Source organism: Streptomyces sp. KL116D, assembly GCF_030766975.1.
In the GTDB taxonomy this organism is placed as follows: domain Bacteria; phylum Actinomycetota; class Actinomycetes; order Streptomycetales; family Streptomycetaceae; genus Streptomyces; species Streptomyces longispororuber_A.
The window spans coordinates 108999-129567 of sequence record NZ_JASERH010000030.1; the positions used below are offsets into that span (position 1 = coordinate 108999).

15 protein-coding genes are annotated in these 20569 nt (G+C 71.1%); 12 read left to right on the forward strand and 3 right to left on the reverse strand.

Annotated elements, in window-relative coordinates; genetic code table 11:
- Nucleotides 1–30 precede the first annotated feature (30 nt).
- Together RBJ77_RS10800 and RBJ77_RS10805 are read left to right on the forward strand one after the other, a co-directional pair.
- Nucleotides 31–504 (forward strand): MarR family winged helix-turn-helix transcriptional regulator, encoded by a 474-nt coding sequence (locus tag RBJ77_RS10800; protein ID WP_372344787.1) that lies wholly within the window; start codon nt 31–33, stop codon nt 502–504.
- A gap of 134 nt (nt 505–638) precedes the next feature.
- Entirely contained in the window at nt 639–1535 is an 897-nt protein-coding gene (locus tag RBJ77_RS10805; RefSeq protein WP_372344788.1) for a sulfotransferase, read from the forward strand.
- A 119-nt stretch (nt 1536–1654) separates the two neighbouring features.
- Here RBJ77_RS10805 and fdhD read toward each other — a convergent pair whose 3' ends face one another.
- Nucleotides 1655–2503, reverse strand: coding sequence for a formate dehydrogenase accessory sulfurtransferase FdhD (gene fdhD / locus RBJ77_RS10810; protein ID WP_372344789.1), 849 nt, complete (start codon nt 2501–2503; stop codon nt 1655–1657).
- A gap of 317 nt (nt 2504–2820) precedes the next feature.
- Between fdhD and RBJ77_RS10815 the strand changes: the two genes are divergently transcribed.
- The 3 genes from RBJ77_RS10815 to RBJ77_RS10825 all read left to right on the forward strand — a co-directional run bounded on the left by RBJ77_RS10815 (nt 2821) and on the right by RBJ77_RS10825 (nt 6223).
- Nucleotides 2821–4170, forward strand: a complete 1350-nt coding sequence (locus tag RBJ77_RS10815; RefSeq protein ID WP_372344790.1) for an OFA family MFS transporter — start codon at nt 2821–2823, stop codon at nt 4168–4170.
- A gap of 244 nt (nt 4171–4414) precedes the next feature.
- Nucleotides 4415–5362 (forward strand): beta-ketoacyl-ACP synthase III, encoded by a 948-nt coding sequence (locus RBJ77_RS10820; RefSeq protein WP_372344791.1) that lies wholly within the window; start codon nt 4415–4417, stop codon nt 5360–5362.
- A 177-nt stretch (nt 5363–5539) separates the two neighbouring features.
- Nucleotides 5540–6223, forward strand: a complete 684-nt coding sequence (locus RBJ77_RS10825) for a GntR family transcriptional regulator (RefSeq protein ID WP_255972448.1) — start codon at nt 5540–5542, stop codon at nt 6221–6223.
- A gap of 269 nt (nt 6224–6492) precedes the next feature.
- On the opposite strand, the gene RBJ77_RS10830 is transcribed toward RBJ77_RS10825, so the two are convergent.
- Both RBJ77_RS10830 and RBJ77_RS10835 read right to left on the reverse strand, forming a co-directional pair.
- A complete protein-coding gene (locus RBJ77_RS10830) occupies nt 6493–7332 on the reverse strand; it encodes an NAD(P)H-binding protein (protein WP_372344792.1) in 840 nt (279 codons plus the stop codon).
- A complete protein-coding gene (locus RBJ77_RS10835; RefSeq protein WP_372344793.1) occupies nt 7329–8567 on the reverse strand; it encodes a low temperature requirement protein A in 1239 nt (412 codons plus the stop codon). Before RBJ77_RS10835 ends, RBJ77_RS10830 begins: the two co-directional genes overlap by 4 nt.
- 264 nt (nt 8568–8831) lie before the next feature.
- On the opposite strand from RBJ77_RS10835, the gene RBJ77_RS10840 reads away from it, so the two are divergent.
- The 7 genes from RBJ77_RS10840 to RBJ77_RS10870 all read left to right on the forward strand — a co-directional run bounded on the left by RBJ77_RS10840 (nt 8832) and on the right by RBJ77_RS10870 (nt 20513).
- A complete protein-coding gene (locus RBJ77_RS10840) occupies nt 8832–10013 on the forward strand; it encodes an ROK family protein (RefSeq protein WP_372344933.1) in 1182 nt (393 codons plus the stop codon).
- Between the two features lie 273 nt (nt 10014–10286).
- Nucleotides 10287–11774, forward strand: a complete 1488-nt coding sequence (locus tag RBJ77_RS10845) for a sugar ABC transporter ATP-binding protein (protein WP_372344794.1) — start codon at nt 10287–10289, stop codon at nt 11772–11774.
- Between the two features lie 337 nt (nt 11775–12111).
- Nucleotides 12112–13128, forward strand: a complete 1017-nt coding sequence (locus RBJ77_RS10850) for an ABC transporter permease (RefSeq protein ID WP_255972438.1) — start codon at nt 12112–12114, stop codon at nt 13126–13128.
- A gap of 20 nt (nt 13129–13148) precedes the next feature.
- Nucleotides 13149–14210, forward strand: coding sequence for a substrate-binding domain-containing protein (locus RBJ77_RS10855; protein WP_255972436.1), 1062 nt, complete (start codon nt 13149–13151; stop codon nt 14208–14210).
- Nucleotides 14211–14268: 58 nt separating this feature from the next.
- Complete coding sequence (locus tag RBJ77_RS10860; RefSeq protein ID WP_372344795.1) at nt 14269–15519, forward strand: Gfo/Idh/MocA family protein; 1251 nt, start codon at nt 14269–14271, stop codon at nt 15517–15519.
- Between the two features lie 13 nt (nt 15520–15532).
- Nucleotides 15533–16531: a sugar phosphate isomerase/epimerase family protein gene (locus RBJ77_RS10865; RefSeq protein ID WP_372344796.1), complete on the forward strand. Its 999-nt coding sequence runs from the start codon at nt 15533–15535 to the stop codon at nt 16529–16531.
- A gap of 262 nt (nt 16532–16793) precedes the next feature.
- Nucleotides 16794–20513: a ThuA domain-containing protein gene (locus tag RBJ77_RS10870; protein ID WP_372344797.1), complete on the forward strand. Its 3720-nt coding sequence runs from the start codon at nt 16794–16796 to the stop codon at nt 20511–20513.
- Nucleotides 20514–20569 lie beyond the last annotated feature (56 nt).

Consider the following 20569-nt stretch of genomic DNA (forward strand, 5'->3'; position numbering starts at 1 on the left):
AGTCCAATGAAATACGGTTACGCTGCTCCCATGACCGCAGCGACTCCACCGTCCCCCGCCGCACCGAGCGCCATCCGGGACCTGCCCAGCTGGCTCCTCGGCCGGGCCGCCGCCCGCGGCCGCGCCCTCGTCGCCGACGCCCTCGCCGAGCAGGGCCTGAAGATGTGGCACCACGTGGTCCTGTGCGCGGTGTCCGACCTGGAGCCGGTCGCCCAGGCCGACCTCGTGCGGAGCGTCCGGCTCGACCCCAAGGACATGGTCGGCGTCCTCAACGACCTGCAGGAGGCGGGCCTGGTCGAGCGCTCGCCCGACCCCGGGGACCGGCGCAAGAACGCGGTCACCATCACCGAGGCCGGCCGCACGCTCGTCGGGACCTGCGCCGCGGCGGCCCGCGCCGCCAACGACGAGCTCCTCGCCGCGCTCTCGGCGGCCGAGCGGGAGCTGTTCACCGACCTGCTCAGGCGCGTCGCCGGTGTCGCCGCCGGCTCGGCCCAGGACGGCTGAGGCGGCGCCGATGTGGGGCGGCTGTGCGCGCCATGTGCCGTACTCCCGTTCCTCGCAGGTCACTTGGTGTTCGCCTCGACCCCCTCAGCTGGACGGTGCAAGCGGAAGGGCCGATTCGAAAGAGGTGACGTGACGTGCCGGACGCCCGCTGGGACGCGGTACGCAAAGGGATGCGACGCAGGCGGAGGCTGCTCGCCCAGGCGCTCAGGCCGCCCGTGCCCCGCGCGGAGACACTGCCCGCGATCCCCGCACAGCCCGGCCCCCGCGACGAGGGCCCGCCCCTCGAACCGGCCCCGCGCCTCGTCCCCGACCCGGTCTTCCTGCTCTCCTCGGTGCGCTCCGGCTCCACGCTGCTGCGCGTCCTGCTCAACAGCCACCCCGAGGTCAGGGCCCCGCACGAAATGCACCTGCGCACCCTGCACGTCCGCCTCGACCGCGACTTCTCGTACCAGGCGATGCGCGAACTCGGCCTGGACCGGGAGGAATTGGAGCACATGCTGTGGGACAGGGTGCTGCACCACGCGCGATGTCGCGGCGACGGCGACGGCTACGGCGGTCCTCCGGTCGTGGTCGACAAGACCCCGGCCAACACCCTCATGTGGCCCCGGCTGCACCGCGCCTGGCCCCAGGCCCGCTACATCTTCCTGCTGCGCCACCCGGCGGCCGTCGTCGAGTCCCTGACCGCCCGCCGCACCGACCCCGACGTCGCGGAGATCCACCACGAAGTCCTGGGCTACGCCGAGGAGTTGGAGCGGGCGATGGCCGCGCTGACCGGCGTCACGGTCAGGTACGAGGACCTGACGGCGTCCCCGGAGCGGGAGACCCGCCGCATCTGCGCCCACCTGGGCATCGACTGGACCCCCGCGATGCTCGACTACGGCGCGGGCGACCACGGCACGTTCCGCCCGCACATCGGCGACTGGAGCGAGACGATCCGCTCCGGCCGCATCCAGCCGGCCCGCGCCCCGAAGGACACGACGGCCCTCCCTCCCCGCCTCCGGGAACTGGCCGCGAGCTGGGGCTATCGGTAGCGCAGAGGCGGCGGAAGCCGGTGGGAGGCGGTGGAAAGCGGCGGAAGGACGGGGTCCGGCCGACGCAGGGGGCGCTCCCCGCCAGGCCGGAACCCCGCCCCGTGCCGCGGCGGAACCGGTCAGTCCTGCGTGGCCGCGGCCCGCAGGGCGATCCGGTGCTCGCCCGCGTACACGTTCATGTTGGCGCCGCGCAGGAAGCCGACCAGCGTGAGGCCGGTCTCCGCCGCCAGGTCGACGGCGAGCGAGGACGGCGCGGAGACCGCGGCGAGCACCGGGATGCCCGCCATGACGGCCTTCTGCGCGAGCTCGAACGAGGCGCGTCCGGAGACCAGCAGCACCGACCGGGACAGCGGCAGACCGCCGCTCTGCAGGGCCCGCCCGACCAGCTTGTCGACCGCGTTGTGCCGCCCGACGTCCTCCCTTATGTCGACGAGGTGACCTTCCTCGTCGAAGAGCGCCGCGGCGTGCAGGCCCCCGGTCCGGTCGAACACGCGCTGGGCCTCTCGCAGCCGGTCGGGGAGCGAGGCGAGCAGCTCGGGCTCGAGCCGGACCGGGGGAGTGTCGGCGATCGGGAACCGGGCCGTGGTGCGCACCGCGTCGAGGCTGGCCTTGCCGCACAGCCCGCACGACGAGGTCGTGTACACGTTGCGCTCCAGGGTGATGTCGGGCAGCACGATCCCGGGGGTCGTCCGCACGTCCACCACGTTGTACGTGTTCGAGCCGTCCTGGGTGGCGCCGGCGCAGTACACGATGTTCTGCAGGTCCGCCGCGCCGCCGAGCACGCCCTCGCTGACCAGGAAGCCCGCCGCGAGCGCGAAGTCGTCGCCCGGGGTGCGCATGGTGATCGCCAGCGGCTTGCCGTTCAGCCGGATCTCCAGGGGTTCCTCGGCGACGAGCGTGTCCGGCCGCTCGGAGACGCGCTCGCCCCTGATCCGGATCACCTTGCGCCGCTCAGTGACTCGTCCCATGTCGTGATCAGTCCCGGTTCTGTCCGTGCCGTCGGCCGAAGCGGCCCTTGGTGCCGAGCTGGCCCGGCCTTCTCATTGTCCTGCACACGGAGTGTGCGGCCGTGGCTCCCCGTTCTACCGATGGAATATTGTCTACAGTATGGACGTGGGGCCGACAAGCCCTCGCGCACCGGCCGGCCGCCCCCGTGCGCCGGCCCTATGTGCCGGCCCTTGCGTCGGCGCCGCGCAGCGGCCTCTTGCATACGGTCGACGGATTCTGTATTGAGTGGTGTCCGGGCCCTTCCCAACTCCTCCGCGGCTGCCTACCGTTCGGGATCATGAAACCCCCCGTCGCGCCAACCGGCTGGAGCCGCTGGCTCGTTCCCCCAGCCGCCCTCTCGGTCCACCTCTCCATCGGCCAGGCCTACGCCTGGAGCGTCTTCAAGCCGCCGCTCGAATCGGCCCTGGGCCTCAGCGGGACGCAGAGCGCCCTGCCGTTCCAGCTCGGCATCGTCATGCTCGGCCTGTCCGCCGCGTTCGGCGGCACCCTCGTCGAGCGCAACGGCCCGCGCTGGGCGATGACCGTCGCCCTCGTCTGCTTCTCGTCCGGCTTCCTGCTCTCCGCGCTCGGCGCCGCCACGGAGCAGTACTGGCTCATCGTGCTCGGCTACGGCTTCGTCGGGGGCATCGGCCTGGGCATCGGCTACATCTCGCCGGTCTCCACCCTGATCAAGTGGTTCCCCGACCGGCCCGGCATGGCCACGGGCATCGCCATCATGGGCTTCGGCGGCGGCGCCCTGATCGCGTCGCCGTGGAGCGCGCAGATGCTGGACTCGTTCGGCACGGACAGTGACGGCATCGCCCTCGCGTTCCTGGTGCACGGCCTGGCCTACGCGGTGTTCATGACGCTGGGGGTCCTGCTCGTCCGGGTGCCGCGGCAGGAAGTGCGGGCGCAGTCGCCGGACCCGGCGAGCGCCGCTCCCGCGGGTCCGCAGGTGTCGGCGAAACAGGCCATCCGTACCCCGCAGTTCTGGTGCCTGTGGGTCGTCCTGTGCATGAACGTGACGGCGGGCATCGGCATCCTGGAGAAGGCCGCGCCCATGATCACGGACTTCTTCGCCGACACCAGCACCCCGGTGTCCGCCTCCGCCGCGGCCGGTTTCGTCGCGCTGCTCTCCGCCGCGAACATGGCGGGCCGCATCGGCTGGTCCTCCACCTCGGACCTGATCGGCCGCAAGAACGTCTACCGCCTCTACCTCGGCGTCGGCGCGCTGATGTACCTCCTCATATCCCTCTACGGAGACGCGTCGAAGCCCCTCTTCGTCGTGTGCGCGCTGGTGATCCTCTCCTTCTACGGCGGCGGTTTCGCGACGGTCCCCGCCTACTTGAAGGACCTCTTCGGCACCTATCAGGTGGGCGCCATCCACGGCCGGCTGCTCACCGCCTGGTCGACCGCCGGCGTCCTCGGCCCGCTCATCGTCAACCGGGTCGCCGACAGCCAGGAGGAAGCGGGCAAACACGGCTCGTCCCTCTACGGCCTGTCGCTCACGATCATGATCGGCCTGCTGGTCGTCGGCTTCGTCGCCAACGAACTGGTCCGCCCCGTCCACGCCCGCCACCACGTCCCCGCCCCCAGGGAGTCCACCGATGACGCAGCCCACGCCCGTGACCGCCAGCAGCCCGCCTAGGCGCCGCGGCCTCATCGCCGTCGCCTGGTTGTGGGTGGGCGCACCCCTCGCCTACGGACTGTACGAACTGGTGCAAAAGGCGACACAGCTGTTTACCAGGTGATCGGTTGGAAGTCTCCAACCAAGGGGCGGCATTCCTGTCGCTTTACGTCACGCCGTACTCGTGAGTCGCTGACCAGACTGGAGGATCCGCAGCTCGTGAGGGTGCACACGGCCCGCGAGCCAGGCAAACGAGGGGACCCCCATGACCGGTTCGCGCATCGTCGGCATCGGCCACTATCAGCCTGCCGGGATCCTCACCAACGAGGACCTGGCGGGCATGGTCGACACCAGCGACGAGTGGATCCGCTCCCGCGTCGGCATCCGCACCCGGCACGTGGCGGGTCCCGACGAGCCGGTCGACGAACTCGCCGCGCACGCCGCCGCCAAGGCGCTGGCGGCGGCCGGGCTGACGGCCGACGCCATCGACCTGGTCGTCGTCGCCACCTCCACGGCGGTGGACCGCTCGCCGAACACCGCGGCCCGCGTCGCCCACCGCCTCGGCGTCCCGTCGCCCGCGGCCCTCGACCTGAACGTCGTGTGCGCGGGCTTCACGCACGCCCTCGCCACCGCCGACCACACCCTGCGCGCGGGCGCCGCCACCCGCGCCCTGGTCGTCGGCGCCGACAAGATGTCCGCCGTCACCGACTGGACGGACCGCTCCACCTGCGTGCTGACCGGCGACGGCGCGGGCGCCGTCGTGGTCGAACCGGTCCCCGGCGACGAGGCGCCCGGCATCGGCCCCGTCCTGTGGGGCTCGGTCCCCGAGATGGGCAACGCCGTGCGGATCGAGGGCGAGCCCGCCCGCTTCGCGCAGGAGGGACAGTCCGTCTACCGCTGGGCGACCCGGCAGCTGCCGCCGCTGGCCCGGGCGGCCTGCGAGAAGGCGGGCCTCGACCCGGCCGACCTCGCCGCGGTCGTGCTGCACCAGGCCAACCTGCGGATCATCGAGCCGCTCGCCGAGAAGATCGGCGCCGTGAACGCGGTGGTCGCCAAGGACGTCGTCGAGTCCGGCAACACCTCGGCCGCGAGCGTGCCCATGGCGCTGTCCAAACTGGTCGAGCGCGGCGAGATCGAGAGCGGGGAGCCCGCGCTGCTCTTCGGTTTCGGCGGAAACCTTTCGTACGCGGGTCAGGTCGTGCGCATCCCGTGACCTGGGCGGTCGCCGGAATGTGACGAGCCCAACTCGCCCTGGCTGTGGTGATTGTGCTCGGTAAACTGTATTCCAAAGACAATCCAGTGTTCCGATGCCGGATACTGGAGGGGATCCGGCCGACCCGGATCCGGATACGGCTTGCCGGATGCTCCGAAGCCCAGGAGGGGGACCGCGATGTTGTCCACAGGACTGCCGCAGGGGGCGGTGCCCAAGCTCGAGCGCCCCGGACCGCTGCGCGAGCGGGTCTACGAGGCGCTGCTCGAACTGATCACGACGCGTGCCCTCCAGCCCGGCCAGCACCTGGTGGAGAGCGAGCTCGCCGGTCACCTCGGGGTCTCGCGCCAGCCGGTGCGCGAGGCGCTGCAGCGGCTGAACACCGAGGGCTGGGTGGATCTGCGCCCCGCGCAGGGCGCGTTCGTGCACGAGCCGACGGAGGAGGAGGCGGACCAACTCCTCACCGTCCGTACGCTGTTGGAGGCGGAGGCAGCCCGGCTCGCCGCGGCCAACGCGGGCAAGACCGGCATCGCGGCCCTCGAGGAGCTCTGCGCGCGGGGCGAACAAGCGGTGACCGACGGCGACGTCGAGCTGGTCGTCGCGACGAACGCCGAGTTCCACGCCAAGGTCATGGAACTCGCGGGCAACGTGGTCCTGGCCGAACTCGCGGGCCAGGTCGACCGCCGGGTCCGCTGGTACTACCAGCCGGTGGCCCGCCAGCGCGGCAAGCAGTCCTGGATCGAGCACCGCGAACTCATCGCGGCGATCTCGGCCCGCGACGAGGCCCAGGCCACGGCGGTCATGCGCGCCCACACGGAACACACCCGAGAGACCTACCACCACCGCGACCGCACAACACCCTGACCGCGCGAGGGCAGCGGCTCTGCCGCTCTTCCGGGACCGCGGCCCGGCTCGCCCAGGGTCTCCGCCACGATCTCCGGGGCCACCGGACGGACCACCCGTGGGCGCAGGGCTCCGTCACGATCCCGGCGACCGGCGAACGGACCACCCAGGAGCGCGGGGCCCCGCCGCGATTTCGGGGGCCGGCGGACGGACCACCCAGGGGCGCGGGGAACTGCGCGACCAGCCCCCACGAACCCGCACCCGGCAACGCACCACAGACCCCCGCCCCCTCACCCGCCGAACGCCGCCGCATGCGCGACAGCCCACTCCGAGAAGGTCCGGGGCCCCCGCCCCGTGACCTTCTCCACGGTGTCCCGCACGGGAGACTCGTCCAACGTCCCGTCCACGTAGAACCGGAAGAACGCCTTCACGTAAGCCTCCGGCATCCGCGCCGAGAAGTCCGCCCAGGCCTCCTCGTCCGTCAGCCCCTCGAACCGCAACGACCTCCCGATCGCCTCGCCGAGCATCCGCACCCGCTCCCCGACCGTCAACGCCTCCGGCCCACTCAGCGCGAGCGCCTCCCCGTCGTACCGCCCCGACTCCGCGAGCAGCACCCGCGCCGCGACCTCCCCGATGTCGTACGGGTCGAGCACCGCGGCCCGGACGTCGGGGAACGCGGCCCGCACCACGTCGCCCTTCCTCAACTGGTCCGTCCACTCAAGTGCGTTGGACATGAAGGCACACGGCCGCAGGAAGGTCCACGCGAGCCCGCTGTCCCGGACCGCGGCCTCCGCCTCCATCATGTAGCGGGTGACCGCGTTGGACTCCTCGCCGCCCGGCACCGAGCTGCTCGACAGCAGGACGGCCCGCTCCACGCCCGCCGCCCGCGCGTCGGCGAGTATCTGCCGCTGCCCCGTGTAGCCGGGCAGCAGGAACAGGGCCGTCACGCCGGTGAGCGCCGGACGCACCGTCTCGGGCCGTTCGAGGTCGCCCGCCGCGGCCTCGGCACCCGGCGGCAGTCCGTCCGCCGTACCGGAGCGGCTGAGCGCCCGCACCGGCGCCCCGGCCGCGGTCACGGCGCGCACGACCTGCGCGCCCACGTTCCCCGTGGCACCCGTCACCAGAATCATGTGAGCTCCCCTGTGGTGGCTTCGGCCGTGTCGGCCGCGCACGGTGACCAGCGTGCCTCGGCGGCCAGCATGACCACCAACGCGACCACCATGACCAGGAGTTGGGCCAGCGCCGACACCCGCACACCGAGCAGCGCGGTGGCCAGTATCACCGGCACGGCCACCGCCCGGTACCCCAGCGGGAAGAGCCGCATCGCCGCCCGGAACGCCACGTCGCCCGCCAGGAACAGCGCCACGCCGCCCGCGAGCGCCAGCGCGGGACCGGTGTGCAGGTGGTCGCCCATGTGACCGAGGGCCTTCTTGATCCCGGCGGCCAGGAACGCGACGCCGAGCAGCATCGGCAGGAACGCGTAGTAGTACGCGGTCATGGCCAGCCGCCAGCGGTCCGCGGGCGGTGTCGCCGCGAACGTCCGCTCGGCGCCGCCCTCGTCCCGGACGAAGTACGTCCACCACAGGGCGCCCGCCAGGGTCAGCGCGAGGAAGACGCCCGTGAACACGCTCGCGGTGAAGGGCAGTTCGCCGATGCCGACGCCGATCGCGATGACGGACTCGCCGAACGACACGATGAGCAGCAGCCCGTGCCGCTCCACGAAGTGCCCGGGATGCAACTCGCCCATCTGGGCACGGAGTTCGGCGGCGGGCCGGTCGCCGCGCCGGGACGGCCCGTACTCCGCCAGCCGGGGCGTCACCACCTGGAGGGCGATCGCCAGCGCCCACAGGGCGTCCGAGGCCAGTCCGGTGGCCAGGCCCGCCCCGGTCACCGCGAGCGCGGCGAGGGCGTTCGGCACCGCGTACCAGATGACGTCGCGGCCGTGGCTGCGTGTGTAGAGCACGCTGTGCACGACGACGACCAGCAGGAAGCCGAGCCCGAAGACCACGCCCGCGTTCGAGTCGGGGTCGAAGACGTGCGGGATGGACAGCGCGCAGACCAGGAACGCCGCCATGCCGAGCAGCATCAGCAGCCGGCGCGACGGGCGGTCGGGCGGCACCTGGTTGGTGAGGTACGCGTACGCGCTGTACATCCAGTAGAGGATCATGAAGATGAGCACGGCCCGGCCCGCGGTGGTCCAGGACAGGTCGTGCGCGATGAGCACGGTCAGCTGGGTCAGCGTGTAGACGAAGACCAGGTCGAAGAAGAGCTCCAGCGTGGTGACCCGCTGGGCGACTGCTTCGCCCGGCAGGTCCTTCGGTCGTGGTGGTGCCGTCGGTCGTGGTGGTGCCGTCTCCGGCGTCATCCCCAATTCCCCCTGTGACATGGCGCGTTGTGACCGCCGACAGCCTACGGCGTGACGGCCCGGGGGCGCCGGGGGACGGCCGGGGGAGCGTCTTTGTCCTGTGACTGGAGAAAGTCATGGGTAATTCCTGCGCAACTTCTTCCCAGTCCCGGCAGGCGCTGCTACGTTCCCCATCGAAAGCAAGACGGCGCAATAGTGACGGCGCCGGAACGACCGCAGGTGACCGACGGGGCCCGATGAGGCGGGGAGGGGCACGTGAGACGCATGACGGCTCGACCCGCGAACGCGCACCAGGCGCGCTTGCTGCGACTGCTGCGCGACGGAGGGCCCAACTCCCGCGCCCAGCTGGGAGACCAGATCGATCTGTCGCGGTCCAAGCTGGCGGTCGAGGTGGACCGCCTGCTGGAGACCGGACTCGTGGTCGCCGACGGACTCGCCGCCTCGCGCGGCGGCCGCCGCTCCCACAACATCCGGCTCGCGCCCGAACTCCGGTTCCTCGGCGTCGACATCGGCGCGACCTCGGTCGACGTCGCCGTCACCAACGCGGAACTCGAAGTGCTCGGGCACATCACCCAGCCCATGGACGTGCGCGAGGGCCCGGTCGCGGTCTTTGAGCAAGTCCTCGCCATGGCCGCCAAGTTGAAGGCTTCCGGCCTCGCCGAAGGGTTCGACGGAGCGGGGATCGGCGTCCCCGGCCCCGTCCGCTTCCCCGAAGGCGTACCGGTCGCCCCGCCGATCATGCCCGGCTGGGACGGCTTCCCGGTCCGCGAGGCGCTCAGCCAGGACCTCGGCTGCCCGGTCATGGTCGACAACGACGTGAACCTGATGGCGATGGGGGAGCAGCACGCCGGCGTCGCACGCCAGGCGCGCGACTTCCTCTGCGTCAAGATCGGCACCGGCATCGGCTGCGGCATCGTCGTCGGCGGCGAGGTCTACCGCGGCACGACCGGCTCCGCGGGCGACATCGGCCACATCCAGGTCGAACCGGACGGCCGGCAGTGCGCCTGCGGCAACCGGGGCTGCCTGGAGGCCTACTTCAGCGGCGCGGCACTCGCCCGCGACGCCGAGGAGGCCGCCCGCGACGGACGCTCACCGGAACTCGCCACCCGGCTGGAGGCGGCCGGCAAGCTCAGCGCCGCCGACGTCGCCGTGGCCGCGGCCACCGGTGACGGCACGTCCCTCGACCTGATCCGCGACGGCGGCAACCGCACGGGCCAGGTCATCGCGTCCCTCGTCAGCTTCTTCAACCCCGGCCTCGTCGTCATCGGCGGCGGTGTCACCGGCCTCGGCCACACGCTCCTGGCCGCCCTGCGCACCCAGGTCTACCGCCAGTCGCTGCCCCTCGCGACCGGCAACCTCCCCATCGTCCTGGGCGAGTTGGGCCCCACCGCCGGAGTCATCGGTGGCGCCCGCCTGATCAGCGACCACTTGTTCTCACCCGCGTAGCACGCCCGCGCGTCCCGCGCGTCCCGCACACCAGGCACCACGCACAGCGCTCAGCCCTGCCCTGCCCTGATCCGCCTCCGTCCTGACCTGCCCCTGCTCCGTCCTGATCCGCTTCACCCTGCTCCGAAACTGCTCTGCATCTGCTCTGAACTGCCCTGAACCCGGCCCGCACCCGTTGCTAGGGGACCCGCCATGGCATCTTCGGCACCATCGGACTCTTCACCACCTTCGGACTCGTCGCTGCCATCGGCGGCGGAACCACCGCTGCTCACCATGTCCGGCATCACCAAGGCGTTCCCCGGCGTGCGCGCCCTCGACGGCGTGGACCTCGACGTCCTGGCGGGCGAGGTGCACTGTCTGCTCGGCCAGAACGGTGCGGGCAAGTCCACCCTCATCAAGGTCCTCGCGGGCGCCCACCAGCCCGACGACGGCACCATCACCTGGCGCGGACAGCGGGTCACCCTGCGCTCGCCGATCGCCGCGATGCGCCTCGGCATCGCCACCATCTACCAGGAACTCGACCTGGTGGAGCACCTGTCGGTGGCCGAGAACGTCTTCCTCGGCCACGAGCCGACCACGGCGGGCTTCGTCGTACGGGGCAGGGACGCGAAGACGGCGACCGCCGCGCTCCTGGAGCGGCTCGGGCACGGCGAGATCGACCCGGCCACGCTGGTCGGCGAGCTCTCCGCGGCCGGACAGCAGATCGTCTCGATGGCTCGCGCCCTCTCCCACGACGTACGCCTGATCGTCATGGACGAGCCGTCCGCCGCGCTCGACCCCGACGAGGTCGACAACCTCTTCCGGATCGTCGCGAACCTCACCGCCGACGGCGTCGCCGTCGTCTACATCTCCCACCGCCTGGAGGAGATCCGCCGCATCGGCGACCGCGTCACCGTCCTCAAGGACGGCCGGGCGGTGGCCGGCGGCCTCCCGGCGAAGGACACCCCGACGCGTGACGTCGTCGCGCTGATGACCGGCCGCAACGTCGAGTACGTCTTCCCGGAACGCCCGTCCGGCAGGCCGTCGGCGGAACCCGTCCTGCGCGTCCAGAACCTGTCCCGCGAGGGCGAGTTCGAGCCACTGGACCTGGAGGTGCGCCCCGGCGAGATCGTCGGCCTCGCCGGTCTGGTCGGCTCGGGCCGCTCCGAGATCCTGGAGACGATCTACGGCGCCCGCAAGCCGACGACCGGCCAAGTAGCAGTGGAGGGGCAGGCGTTGCGTCCGGGCAGCGTCCGCTCCGCGGTCCGCGCGGGCCTCGGCCTGGCCCCCGAGGAGCGCAAGGCGCAGGCCCTCCTGATGCTGGAGTCGGTCACCCGCAACGTCTCCGTCTCCTCCATGTCCCGCTTCTCGTACGGGGGTTGGCTGAACCGGTCGGCCGAACGGGAGGCGGCGCGGCAGGCAACCCGCGATCTCTCGCTGCGCCCTGACAACCCGTCCGCGCCCGTGCGCACCCTCTCCGGCGGCAACCAGCAGAAGGCGGTCCTCGCGCGCTGGCTGCTGCGCGGCTGCAAGGTGCTGCTCCTGGACGAGCCGACCCGTGGCGTCGACGTCGGCGCGCGGGCCGAGCTCTACGCGGTCATCCGCCGCCTCGCCGACGAGGGCCTCGCCGTTCTCCTGGTCTCCAGCGAGGTCCCGGAGGTGCTCGGTCTGGCCGACCGGGTCCTGGTCCTGCGGGAGGGCGTCGTCGTGCACGAAGCCCCTGCCGGGGAGTTGGACGAGCACCGGGTCCTGGACCTGGTGATGGAAGGCGCCCCGACGTGATCCCCTCCGATCGAGCCACGTCGAGCATCGTTTGGGACCACCGGCCGGTGGGGGCCGCTCGCGCAGTTCCCCGCGCCCCTGATGCATGCGGCTTCGCCGCAGCCCCATGGGGGCGCACGGAGTGCGCCCTTCAGGGGCGCGGGGAACTGCGCGACCAGCCACGACGCACCCGCACCCGCGCTCGACAGCACCCGCCACGGCGAGTGGCCCCGCACCCGCCACGGCGAGTGGCCCCGCACCCGCCACGGCGAGTGGCCCCGCACCCGCCACGGCGAGTGGCCCCGCCCCCGTCGCACACAGCCCACAGAACCCATCGCCCAGAAGGGACCCCGGCGCCATGACGCAGCCCGCCTCACCCGCCCGCCCGGCGGAGCCCAAGAGCGCGCCGGCCCAGCGCCCCAGCGCACTCCGCACCCTCCGCGTCGACGTCCGCACGCTCTCGCTGCTCGGCGTCCTCGCCGTCCTGGTCGTCATCGGCGGCATCACCCAGCCCGACTCCTTCCTGGACACGGACAACCTCCAACTCGTCCTCACCCAGGCGAGCGTCATCGGTGTCGTCACCGTCGGCATGACCTTCGTGATCATCTCCGGCGGCATCGACCTCTCCGTAGGGGCCATCGTCGCGCTGGCCAGCGTCTGGGCGACCACGGTCGCCACCCAGGAGTACGGCTTCGCGGGCATCCTGTTCACCGCGATCCTCGTCGGCCTCGCGTGCGGCCTGGTGAACGGCCTCCTCATCGCCTACGGCGGCGTGGTCCCCTTCATCGCCACCCTCGCGATGCTCGCGTCGGGCCGCGGCCTCGCCCTCCAGATCACCGACGGCAACACACAGATGGTCACCGTCGACAGCGTCCTCAAGCTCGGCGAACGGGACTCGTACCTGCTCGGCATCCCGCCGCTCGTCCTCGTCTTCGCCGCGGTCACGGTGCTCGGCTGGCTCGTCCTGAACCGCACCACGTTCGGCCGCCGCTCGGTCGCCGTCGGCGGCAACGCGGAGGCGGCCCGGCTCGCCGGCATCGACGTGCGCCGCCAGCGGCTGTACCTGTACCTGCTCTCCGGCCTGTGCTGCGGCATCGCGGCCTTCCTGCTGATCGTGCTCTCCGGCTCCGGCCAGAACACCAACGGCAACCTGTACGAGCTCGACGCCATCGCCGCCGCGATCATCGGCGGCACCCTCCTGACCGGAGGTCGCGGCACCGTCGTCGGCTCCGTGCTCGGCGTCCTGATCTTCATCACGATCCAGAACATCTTCGCGCTGAACAACCTGGAGACCGCGACACAGCAGATCGCCAAGGGCGCGATCATCGTCGCGGCGGTCCTGGTCCAGCGACGTACGGCCAACACCACCTCGTAAGTTCGGGAAGGGACGACGCCATGCCAGAGTCGACAAGCGTGTCGAGCCGCAGAAGCCTCCTGTTCGGCGCGGCCGCCGCCGTCACCACGGGCGGCCTGCTCACGGCCTGCACCAGCAACGAGCCCAGCGACAAGGGCAACGACAGCAGCAAGGCCGCCGACCAGCCGGTCGCGGACGACAAGAAGGGCAAGCAGGTCACCATCGGCTTCGCCGGTCCGCAGGCCGACCACGGCTGGCTCAACGCCATCAACGACAACGCCAAGGAACGGGCGAAGAAGTACGCCGACGTCACCCTGGAGGCGACCGAGGGGTCGAACGACACGGCCGCGCAGATCGGCCAGGTCGAGACCCTCATCAACAAGAAGGTCGACGTCCTCGTCATCCTGCCCGCCGACGGCAAGGCCCTGACCCAGGTCGGCCTGAAGGCGATGCGGGCCGGCATCCCCGTCGTGAACCTCGACCGGATCTTCAACACCCCGCAGGCGTACCGCTGCTGGATCGGCGGCGACAACTACGGCATGGGCCTGTCCGCCGGCAACTACATCGGCGAGAAGCTCAAGGACAAGAAGAACGCGAAGGTCATCGAGCTCGCCGGCATCGACAACCTCGAACTCACCCAGCAGCGCACCAAGGGCTTCGACGACGCGCTCAAGAACTTCCCCAACATCAAGAAGGTGGCCCGGCAGGCCGCCGACTTCACCGTCGAGTCGGGCCAGGCGAAGATGTCGCAGCTCCTCCAGGCGCAGAAGAGCTTCGACGCGCTGTGGAACCACGACGACGACCAGGGCGTCGGCGCCCTGCGCGCCATCAAGCAGGCCGGCCGCGACGACTTCCTGATGGTCGGCGGCGCGGGCGCGCTCTCCGCCATGCAGGCCATCGAGGCGGGCAACAGCGTCCTGAAGGCCACGGTCCTCTACCCGCCGACCATGGCCGCCTCCGCCATCGACCTGGCCCGCGCCCTCGGCCAGGGCAAGGGGATCAGCGGCATGGCCGAGTTCGAGATCCCCGCGCACGTGACGCTGTACTCGGCCGTCGTCGACAAGGACAACGTCGACCAGTACATGCCGACCGGCTTCAAGTGATGCACGCCGTCGGCACGGCGCACGAGGCGAACACGGCGTGGACGAGGAGGACTTCCGCATGGCAGGCAGCAGCACCGGCACGACGGCTCGGGAACCGGGCGAAGGAAACGATCCGGAGGCCAAGCCCGTCCTGGGGGTGGGCATGGTCGGCTACGCCTTCATGGGCGCGGCCCACTCCCAGGGCTGGCGCACCGCGGGCCGGGTCTTCGACCTGCCGCTGACCCCCCGGCTCGCCGCGGTCTGCGGCCGCGACGGGCAGGCCGTGCGCGCCGCGGCCGACAAGCTCGGCTGGGCGGCCGCGGAGACGGACTGGCGCGCGCTGATCGCCCGTGACGACGTCGACCTCGTCGACATCTGCACCCCGGGCGACAGCCACGCCGAGATCGCCGTCGCCGCCCTGGAGGCCGGCAAGCACGTGCTGTGCGAGAAGCCCCTCGCCAACTCCGTCGAGGAGGCGGAGGCCATGACGGTGGCCGCGCAACTGGCCGCTGAACGAGGCCAGTTGGCGATGACCGGGTTCAACTACCGGCGGGTGCCCGCGATGGCACTGGCCCGCCGGATGGTCGACGAGGGGCGGATCGGCACACTGCGGCACGTGCGGGTCAGCTATCTCCAGGACTGGCTCGTCGACCCGTCGTTCCCGCTGACCTGGCGGCTGCAGAAGCCGTACGCGGGCTCGGGCGCGCTCGGCGACCTGGGCGCGCACGCCGTCGACCTCGCCCAGTTCCTGGTGGGCGAGCCGATCGCGGGCGTCTCGGCGCTCACCGAGACCTTCGTGCGGGAACGTCCGCTGCTCGACGGCGCCTCGTCCGGCCTCTCGGCGGCCGGCGGGGGCGAGACGGGCTTCGGTCAGGTCACCGTCGACGACGCGGCCCTGTTCACCGCGCGCTTCGCCTCCGGAGCGCTGGCCTCCTTCGAGGCGACCCGGTTCGCGACCGGCCGCAAGAACGCACTCAAGGTCGAACTCAACGGTGAGCGCGGCTCGTTGGCGTTCGACCTGGAGCGGCTCAACGAGCTCTTCTTCCACGACCAGACCGAACCCGGCGACAGCGCGGGCTTCCGCCGCATCCTCGTCACCGAGCCCGGCCACCCTTACCTGGAGGCGTGGTGGCCGCCGGGCCACGGCCTCGGCTACGAGCACACCTTCGTGCACCAGGCCCGCGACCTGGTCCACGCCATCGCCGAACACACCACGCCCGCCCCGTCGTTCGCCGACGGCCTCCAGGTGCAGCGCGTCCTCGCGGCGGTCGAGGAGAGCGCGGCGAAGAACTCCGTCTTCACCCCCGTCCCGAGCCCCGTCCCGGCCTGAGGAGGTCTCCACCGTGCCCCGCAACTTCACTCTCTTCACCGGTCAATGGGCGGACCTGCCCCTGGAGGAGGTCTGCCGCCACGCCCGTGACTTCGGCTACGACGGGCTGGAACTCGCCTGCTGGGGCGACCACTTCGAGGTCGACAAGGCCCTCGCGGACCCCTCGTACGTGAAGGGCCGCCACGAGCTGCTCGACAAGTACGGCCTCAAGTGCTGGGCGATCTCGAACCACCTGGTCGGCCAGGCCGTCTGCGACGCCATCATCGACGAGCGCCACGAGGCGATCCTGCCGGCCCGGATCTGGGGCGACGGCGAGGCCGAAGGGGTGCGGCAGCGGGCCGCCGCCGAGATCGCCGACACCGCCCGCGCGGCCGCCGCCTTCGGCGTCGACACCGTCATCGGGTTCACCGGATCGTCGATCTGGCACCTGGTCGCGATGTTCCCGCCCGCCCCGGAGTCCATGATCGAGCGCGGCTACGAGGACTTCGCGACGCGCTGGAACCCGATCCTCGACGTCTTCGACGCCGAGGGCGTCCGCTTCGCGCACGAGGTCCACCCGAGCGAGATCGCGTACGACTACTGGACGACGCACAAGGCCCTGGCGGCCGTCGACCACCGCCCGGCCTTCGGCCTGAACTTCGACCCGTCGCACTTCGTGTGGCAGGACCTGGACCCCGTGGGCTTCCTGTGGGACTTCAGGGACCGCATCTACCACGTCGACTGCAAGGAGGCCAGGCGCCGCCTCGACGGCCGCAACGGCCGCCTCGGCTCCCACCTCCCGTGGGGCGATCCGCGGCGCGGCTGGGACTTCGTCTCGGCCGGTCACGGCGACGTGCCCTGGGAGGACGTCTTCCGCATGCTCCGCTCGATCGAGTACACGGGACCGGTCTCGGTGGAGTGGGAGGACGCGGGCATGGACCGCCTGCAGGGCGCCCCCGAGGCGCTGAAGAGCCTCAAGGCGTTCGACTTCGAGCCGCCGACCGCGTCGTTCGACGCCGCGTTCAACAGCTGAACCGTCCGGCGTGAGGCCGGGGGCAGGGAGCCGGACGAGGGTGCCGGCTCCCGGTCCGGCCTGCCCGGACGCTGCTTTGTCCTGCGATGGGAAAAAGCTCAACTAGTAGTGACGCAAGGGGTGTTCGCTCCGGACAAACGCGGCTAACGTCCCTGAAGTGTTCAGGACACACACGTCTCCGGGGTGACGGCGCACCCCGGCGCCCGCACCGCACGTCTTCGCACCCGTTCCGTACGGCCCACCCCGTTCCCGGAGGGACTTCGTGCACAGAACCAGACTCAGAAGCACCCGAGCCGCCAGACGTCCGAGAGTCCGCACCGCTCTCGCCCTGTTCACCGGCGCACTGCTCGCCGTGGGCACCCCGACGGCCGTGGCCGGCGCGGACGAGCCCGCGGACAGCGCCCCCAAGGCCGCCGCCGAAGGGCAGTTCCAGCAGGTGCCGCTCGCCAAGGGCGAGCCCGAGATGGGCGAGCCGATGTCGCTCGCCGTCCTGCCGGACCGCAGCGTCCTGCACACCGCACGCGACGGCACACTGCGCCTCACCGACCAGGGCGGCGTCACCAAGGTCGCCGGCAAGATCCCCGTCTACAACCACGACGAGGAAGGCCTCCAGGGCGTCGGCATCGACCCGGACTTCAAGAACAACCGGGCGATCTACCTGTACTACGCCCCGCCGCTCGACACCCCGGCCGGTGACGCGCCGGAGAACGGCTCCGCCGAGGACTTCAAGAAGTTCGACGGCGTCAACCGCCTCTCCCGCTTCGTCCTCAACGGCAACGGCACGCTGGACATGGCCAGCGAGAAGAAGGTCATCGACGTCGCGGCGTCCCGCGGCATCTGCTGCCACGTCGGCGGCGACATCGACTTCGACGCGCAGGGCAACCTGTACCTGTCGACCGGCGACGACAGCAATCCCTTCGCCTCCGACGGGTTCACCCCGATCGACGAGCGGGCCGACCGCAACCCGGCGTTCGACGCCCGCCGCTCGGCCGGCAACACCAACGACCTGCGCGGCAAGATCCTCCGCATCAAGGTCGCCGCGGACGGCTCGTACACCGTCCCCGACGGCAACCTCTTCGCCCCGGGCACCGAGAAGACCCGCCCCGAGATCTACGCGATGGGCTTCCGCAACCCGTTCCGGATGAGCGTCGACGACAAGACCGGCACCGTCTACGTCGGTGACTACGGCCCCGACGCCGGCGCCGCCGACCCGAAGCGCGGTCCGGCGGGCCAGGTCGAGTTCGCCAAGGTGACCAAGGCCGCCAACTTCGGCTGGCCGTTCTGCACGGGCAACAACGACGCCTACGTCGACTACGACTTCGCCACCAAGGAGTCCGGCGAGAAGTTCGACTGCGCCGCGCCCAAGAACACCTCGCCGCACAACACGGGCCTGGTCGACCTGCCGCCCGCGCAGGCCGCCTGGATCCCCTACGACGACGGTTCCGTGCCCGAGTTCGGCACCGGCTCCGAGTCCCCGATGGGCGGCCCGGTCTACCACTACGACCCGAACCTCGACTCCAAGGTGAAGTTCCCCGAGGAGTACGACGGCGACTTCTTCGCCGGCGAGTTCGGCCGCCGCTGGATCAAGCGGATCGAGCAGAACGCGGACGGCACGGTCGCGAAGATCAACGACTTCCCGTGGACCGGCACCCAGATCATGGACATGGAGTTCGGCCCCGACGGCGCCCTCTACGTCCTCGACTACGGCGTCTCCTGGTTCCAGGGCGACGAGAACTCCGCGCTCTACCGCATCGAGAACGCCGAGGACGGCTTCTCGCCGATCGCCGAGGTCAAGGCGAACAAGACCTCGGGCGCGGCCGGCATGAAGGTCACCTTCACCGGCTCCGCCAAGGACGCCGACTCCCCGGACCTCACCTACAGCTGGGACTTCGGCGACGGCACCAAGGGCGAGGGCCTGACCCCCACCCACCAGTACAAGAAGGTCGGCACCTACACCGCGACCTTCACCGCCAAGGACCCCGAGGGCAACACCGGCAACGCCAGCACCCGCATCGTGGTCGGCAACACCGAGCCCACCGTGAAGATCGAGCTCCCGGGCAACGGCGCGCTGGCCGCCTTCGGTCAGCCCGTCCCCTTCAAGGTGACCGTCACCGACCCCGAGGAGACGGTCGACTGCTCCAAGGTCAAGGTCGCCTACAGCCTGGGCCACGACTCCCACGCCCACGAGCTGACCAGCGAGATGGGCTGCGAAGGCACCCTGAAGCCGCCCGCCGGTGACGGCGGCCACGACCCCAACGCCAACATCTACGGCGTCGTCGGCGCCAGCTACACCGATGGCGGGGCCAACGGCCAGGAGGCCCTGACCGGCACCGCACGCGCCGTCGTCCAGCCGCTGCACCGCCAGGCCGAGCACTTCTCCACCCAGTCGGGCATCCAGACGTACGACAAGACCGGTGCCAACGGCGGCAAGACCGTCGGCGACATCAACGACGGCGACTGGATCTCCTTCACGCCCTACCGGCTCGCCGGACAGAAGAAGGTGACCGTACGCGCCTCCTCCGGCGGCGCGGGCGGCTACGTCGAGGTCCGCACCGGCTCGCCCACCGGACCGCTGCACGGCTCCGCCTACATCCCGCCGACCGGCAGCTGGGAGACCTTCCAGAACGTCGACGTGCCGCTGCGGGCCCTCCCGAACCGCACGACCGACCTCTACCTGGTCTTCAAGGGCGGCGACGGCGCACTGTTCGACGTCGACGACTTCGAGTTCTCCACCCAGCCGTTCACGGGCGGCAAGAAGGTCCTGGTGTTCTCCAAGACCGCCGGGTTCCGGCACGACTCGATCCCCGAGGGCATCGCCGCACTGAAGGAGCTCGGCGCCCCGGCCGGCATCACGGTCGACGCCACCGAGGAGGCGGGCCAGTTCACCACGACGAACCTCGCCAAGTACGACGCGGTCGCCTTCCTGTCGACCACCGGTGACGTCCTCAACGACGCCCAGCAGAAGGCGTTCGAGAACTACGTCGCGAACGGCGGCGGCTACATGGGCATCCACGCCGCCGCCGACACCGAGTACGACTGGAAGTTCTACGGCGGACTCGTCGGCGCCTACTTCGACTCGCACCCGGCCATCCAGAAGGCCACCGTGCGCGTCGAGGACCACGACCACCCGGCCACCGCGCACCTGGACGACGCCTGGGAGCGCACCGACGAGTGGTACAACTACCGCACCAACCCCCGTGAGCAGGCCAAGGTCCTCGCCACCCTCGACGAGACCACGTACCAGGGCGGCACCATGAAGGGCGACCACCCGATCGCCTGGTGCCAGAGCTACGGCGGCGGCCGGTCCTTCTACACCGGGGGCGGCCACACCAAGGAGTCCTACGCGGACCAGGCCTTCCGCACCCACCTGCTCGGCGGCCTGCAGTACGCCACCGGCCAGGTCAAGGCCGACTGCAAGCCCGGCAAGGACTACCGGCCGATCTTCAACGGCAAGACCCTGGAGGGCTGGAAGCAGGCCGGTCCCGGCAAGTTCAACGTCAAGGACGGCACGCTGGAGTCCGAGGGCGGCATGGGCCTGCTCTGGTACCAGGCCAAGGAGCTCAAGTCGTACTCCCTGAAGCTCGACTGGAAGATGCAGGGCGACGACAACTCCGGGATCTTCGTGGGCTTCCCGGTCTCCGACGACCCCTGGTCCGCGGTGAACAAGGGCTACGAGATCCAGATCGACGCGACGGACGCATCGGACCGCACCACCGGCTCGGTCTACTCCTTCAAGTCGGCCAACATCAAGGCCCGTGACCAGGTCCTGCGGCCGCCCGGCCAGTGGAACTCCTACGAGATCAAGGTCCAGGGCGAACGCCTCCAGGTGTTCCTCAACGGAGTCAAGATCAACGACTTCACCAACACGGACCCCGAGCGGAGCCTCAAGGACGGCTACATCGGCCTCCAGAACCACGGCGACGCCGACCAGGTCTCCTTCCGCGACGTCCAGCTGAAGGAACTGCCCACCACGGGCGACTAGAACGGCGGCGGGCGGAGGACGCCGGACCTCCGCCCGCCGTCTCCCGGGCCCCCGGG

Bases quoted from the DNA above. Each gene is read 5' to 3' on its own strand.
- RBJ77_RS10820 (WP_372344791.1), top strand. From the start codon at position 4,415: ATGACCGGTTCGCGCATCGTCGGCATCGGCCACTATCAGCCTGCCGGG.
- RBJ77_RS10835 (WP_372344793.1), bottom strand. From the start codon at position 8,567: ATGACGCCGGAGACGGCACCACCACGACCGACGGCACCACCACGACCG.
- RBJ77_RS10855 (WP_255972436.1), top strand. From the start codon at position 13,149: ATGCCAGAGTCGACAAGCGTGTCGAGCCGCAGAAGCCTCCTGTTCGGC.
- RBJ77_RS10800 (WP_372344787.1), top strand. From the start codon at position 31: ATGACCGCAGCGACTCCACCGTCCCCCGCCGCACCGAGCGCCATCCGG.
- RBJ77_RS10860 (WP_372344795.1), top strand. From the start codon at position 14,269: ATGGCAGGCAGCAGCACCGGCACGACGGCTCGGGAACCGGGCGAAGGA.
- RBJ77_RS10845 (WP_372344794.1), top strand. From the start codon at position 10,287: ATGTCCGGCATCACCAAGGCGTTCCCCGGCGTGCGCGCCCTCGACGGC.
- RBJ77_RS10815 (WP_372344790.1), top strand. From the start codon at position 2,821: ATGAAACCCCCCGTCGCGCCAACCGGCTGGAGCCGCTGGCTCGTTCCC.
- RBJ77_RS10825 (WP_255972448.1), top strand. From the start codon at position 5,540: ATGTTGTCCACAGGACTGCCGCAGGGGGCGGTGCCCAAGCTCGAGCGC.
- fdhD (WP_372344789.1), bottom strand. From the start codon at position 2,503: ATGGGACGAGTCACTGAGCGGCGCAAGGTGATCCGGATCAGGGGCGAG.
- RBJ77_RS10830 (WP_372344792.1), bottom strand. From the start codon at position 7,332: ATGATTCTGGTGACGGGTGCCACGGGGAACGTGGGCGCGCAGGTCGTG.
- RBJ77_RS10850 (WP_255972438.1), top strand. From the start codon at position 12,112: ATGACGCAGCCCGCCTCACCCGCCCGCCCGGCGGAGCCCAAGAGCGCG.
- RBJ77_RS10840 (WP_372344933.1), top strand. From the start codon at position 8,832: ATGACGGCTCGACCCGCGAACGCGCACCAGGCGCGCTTGCTGCGACTG.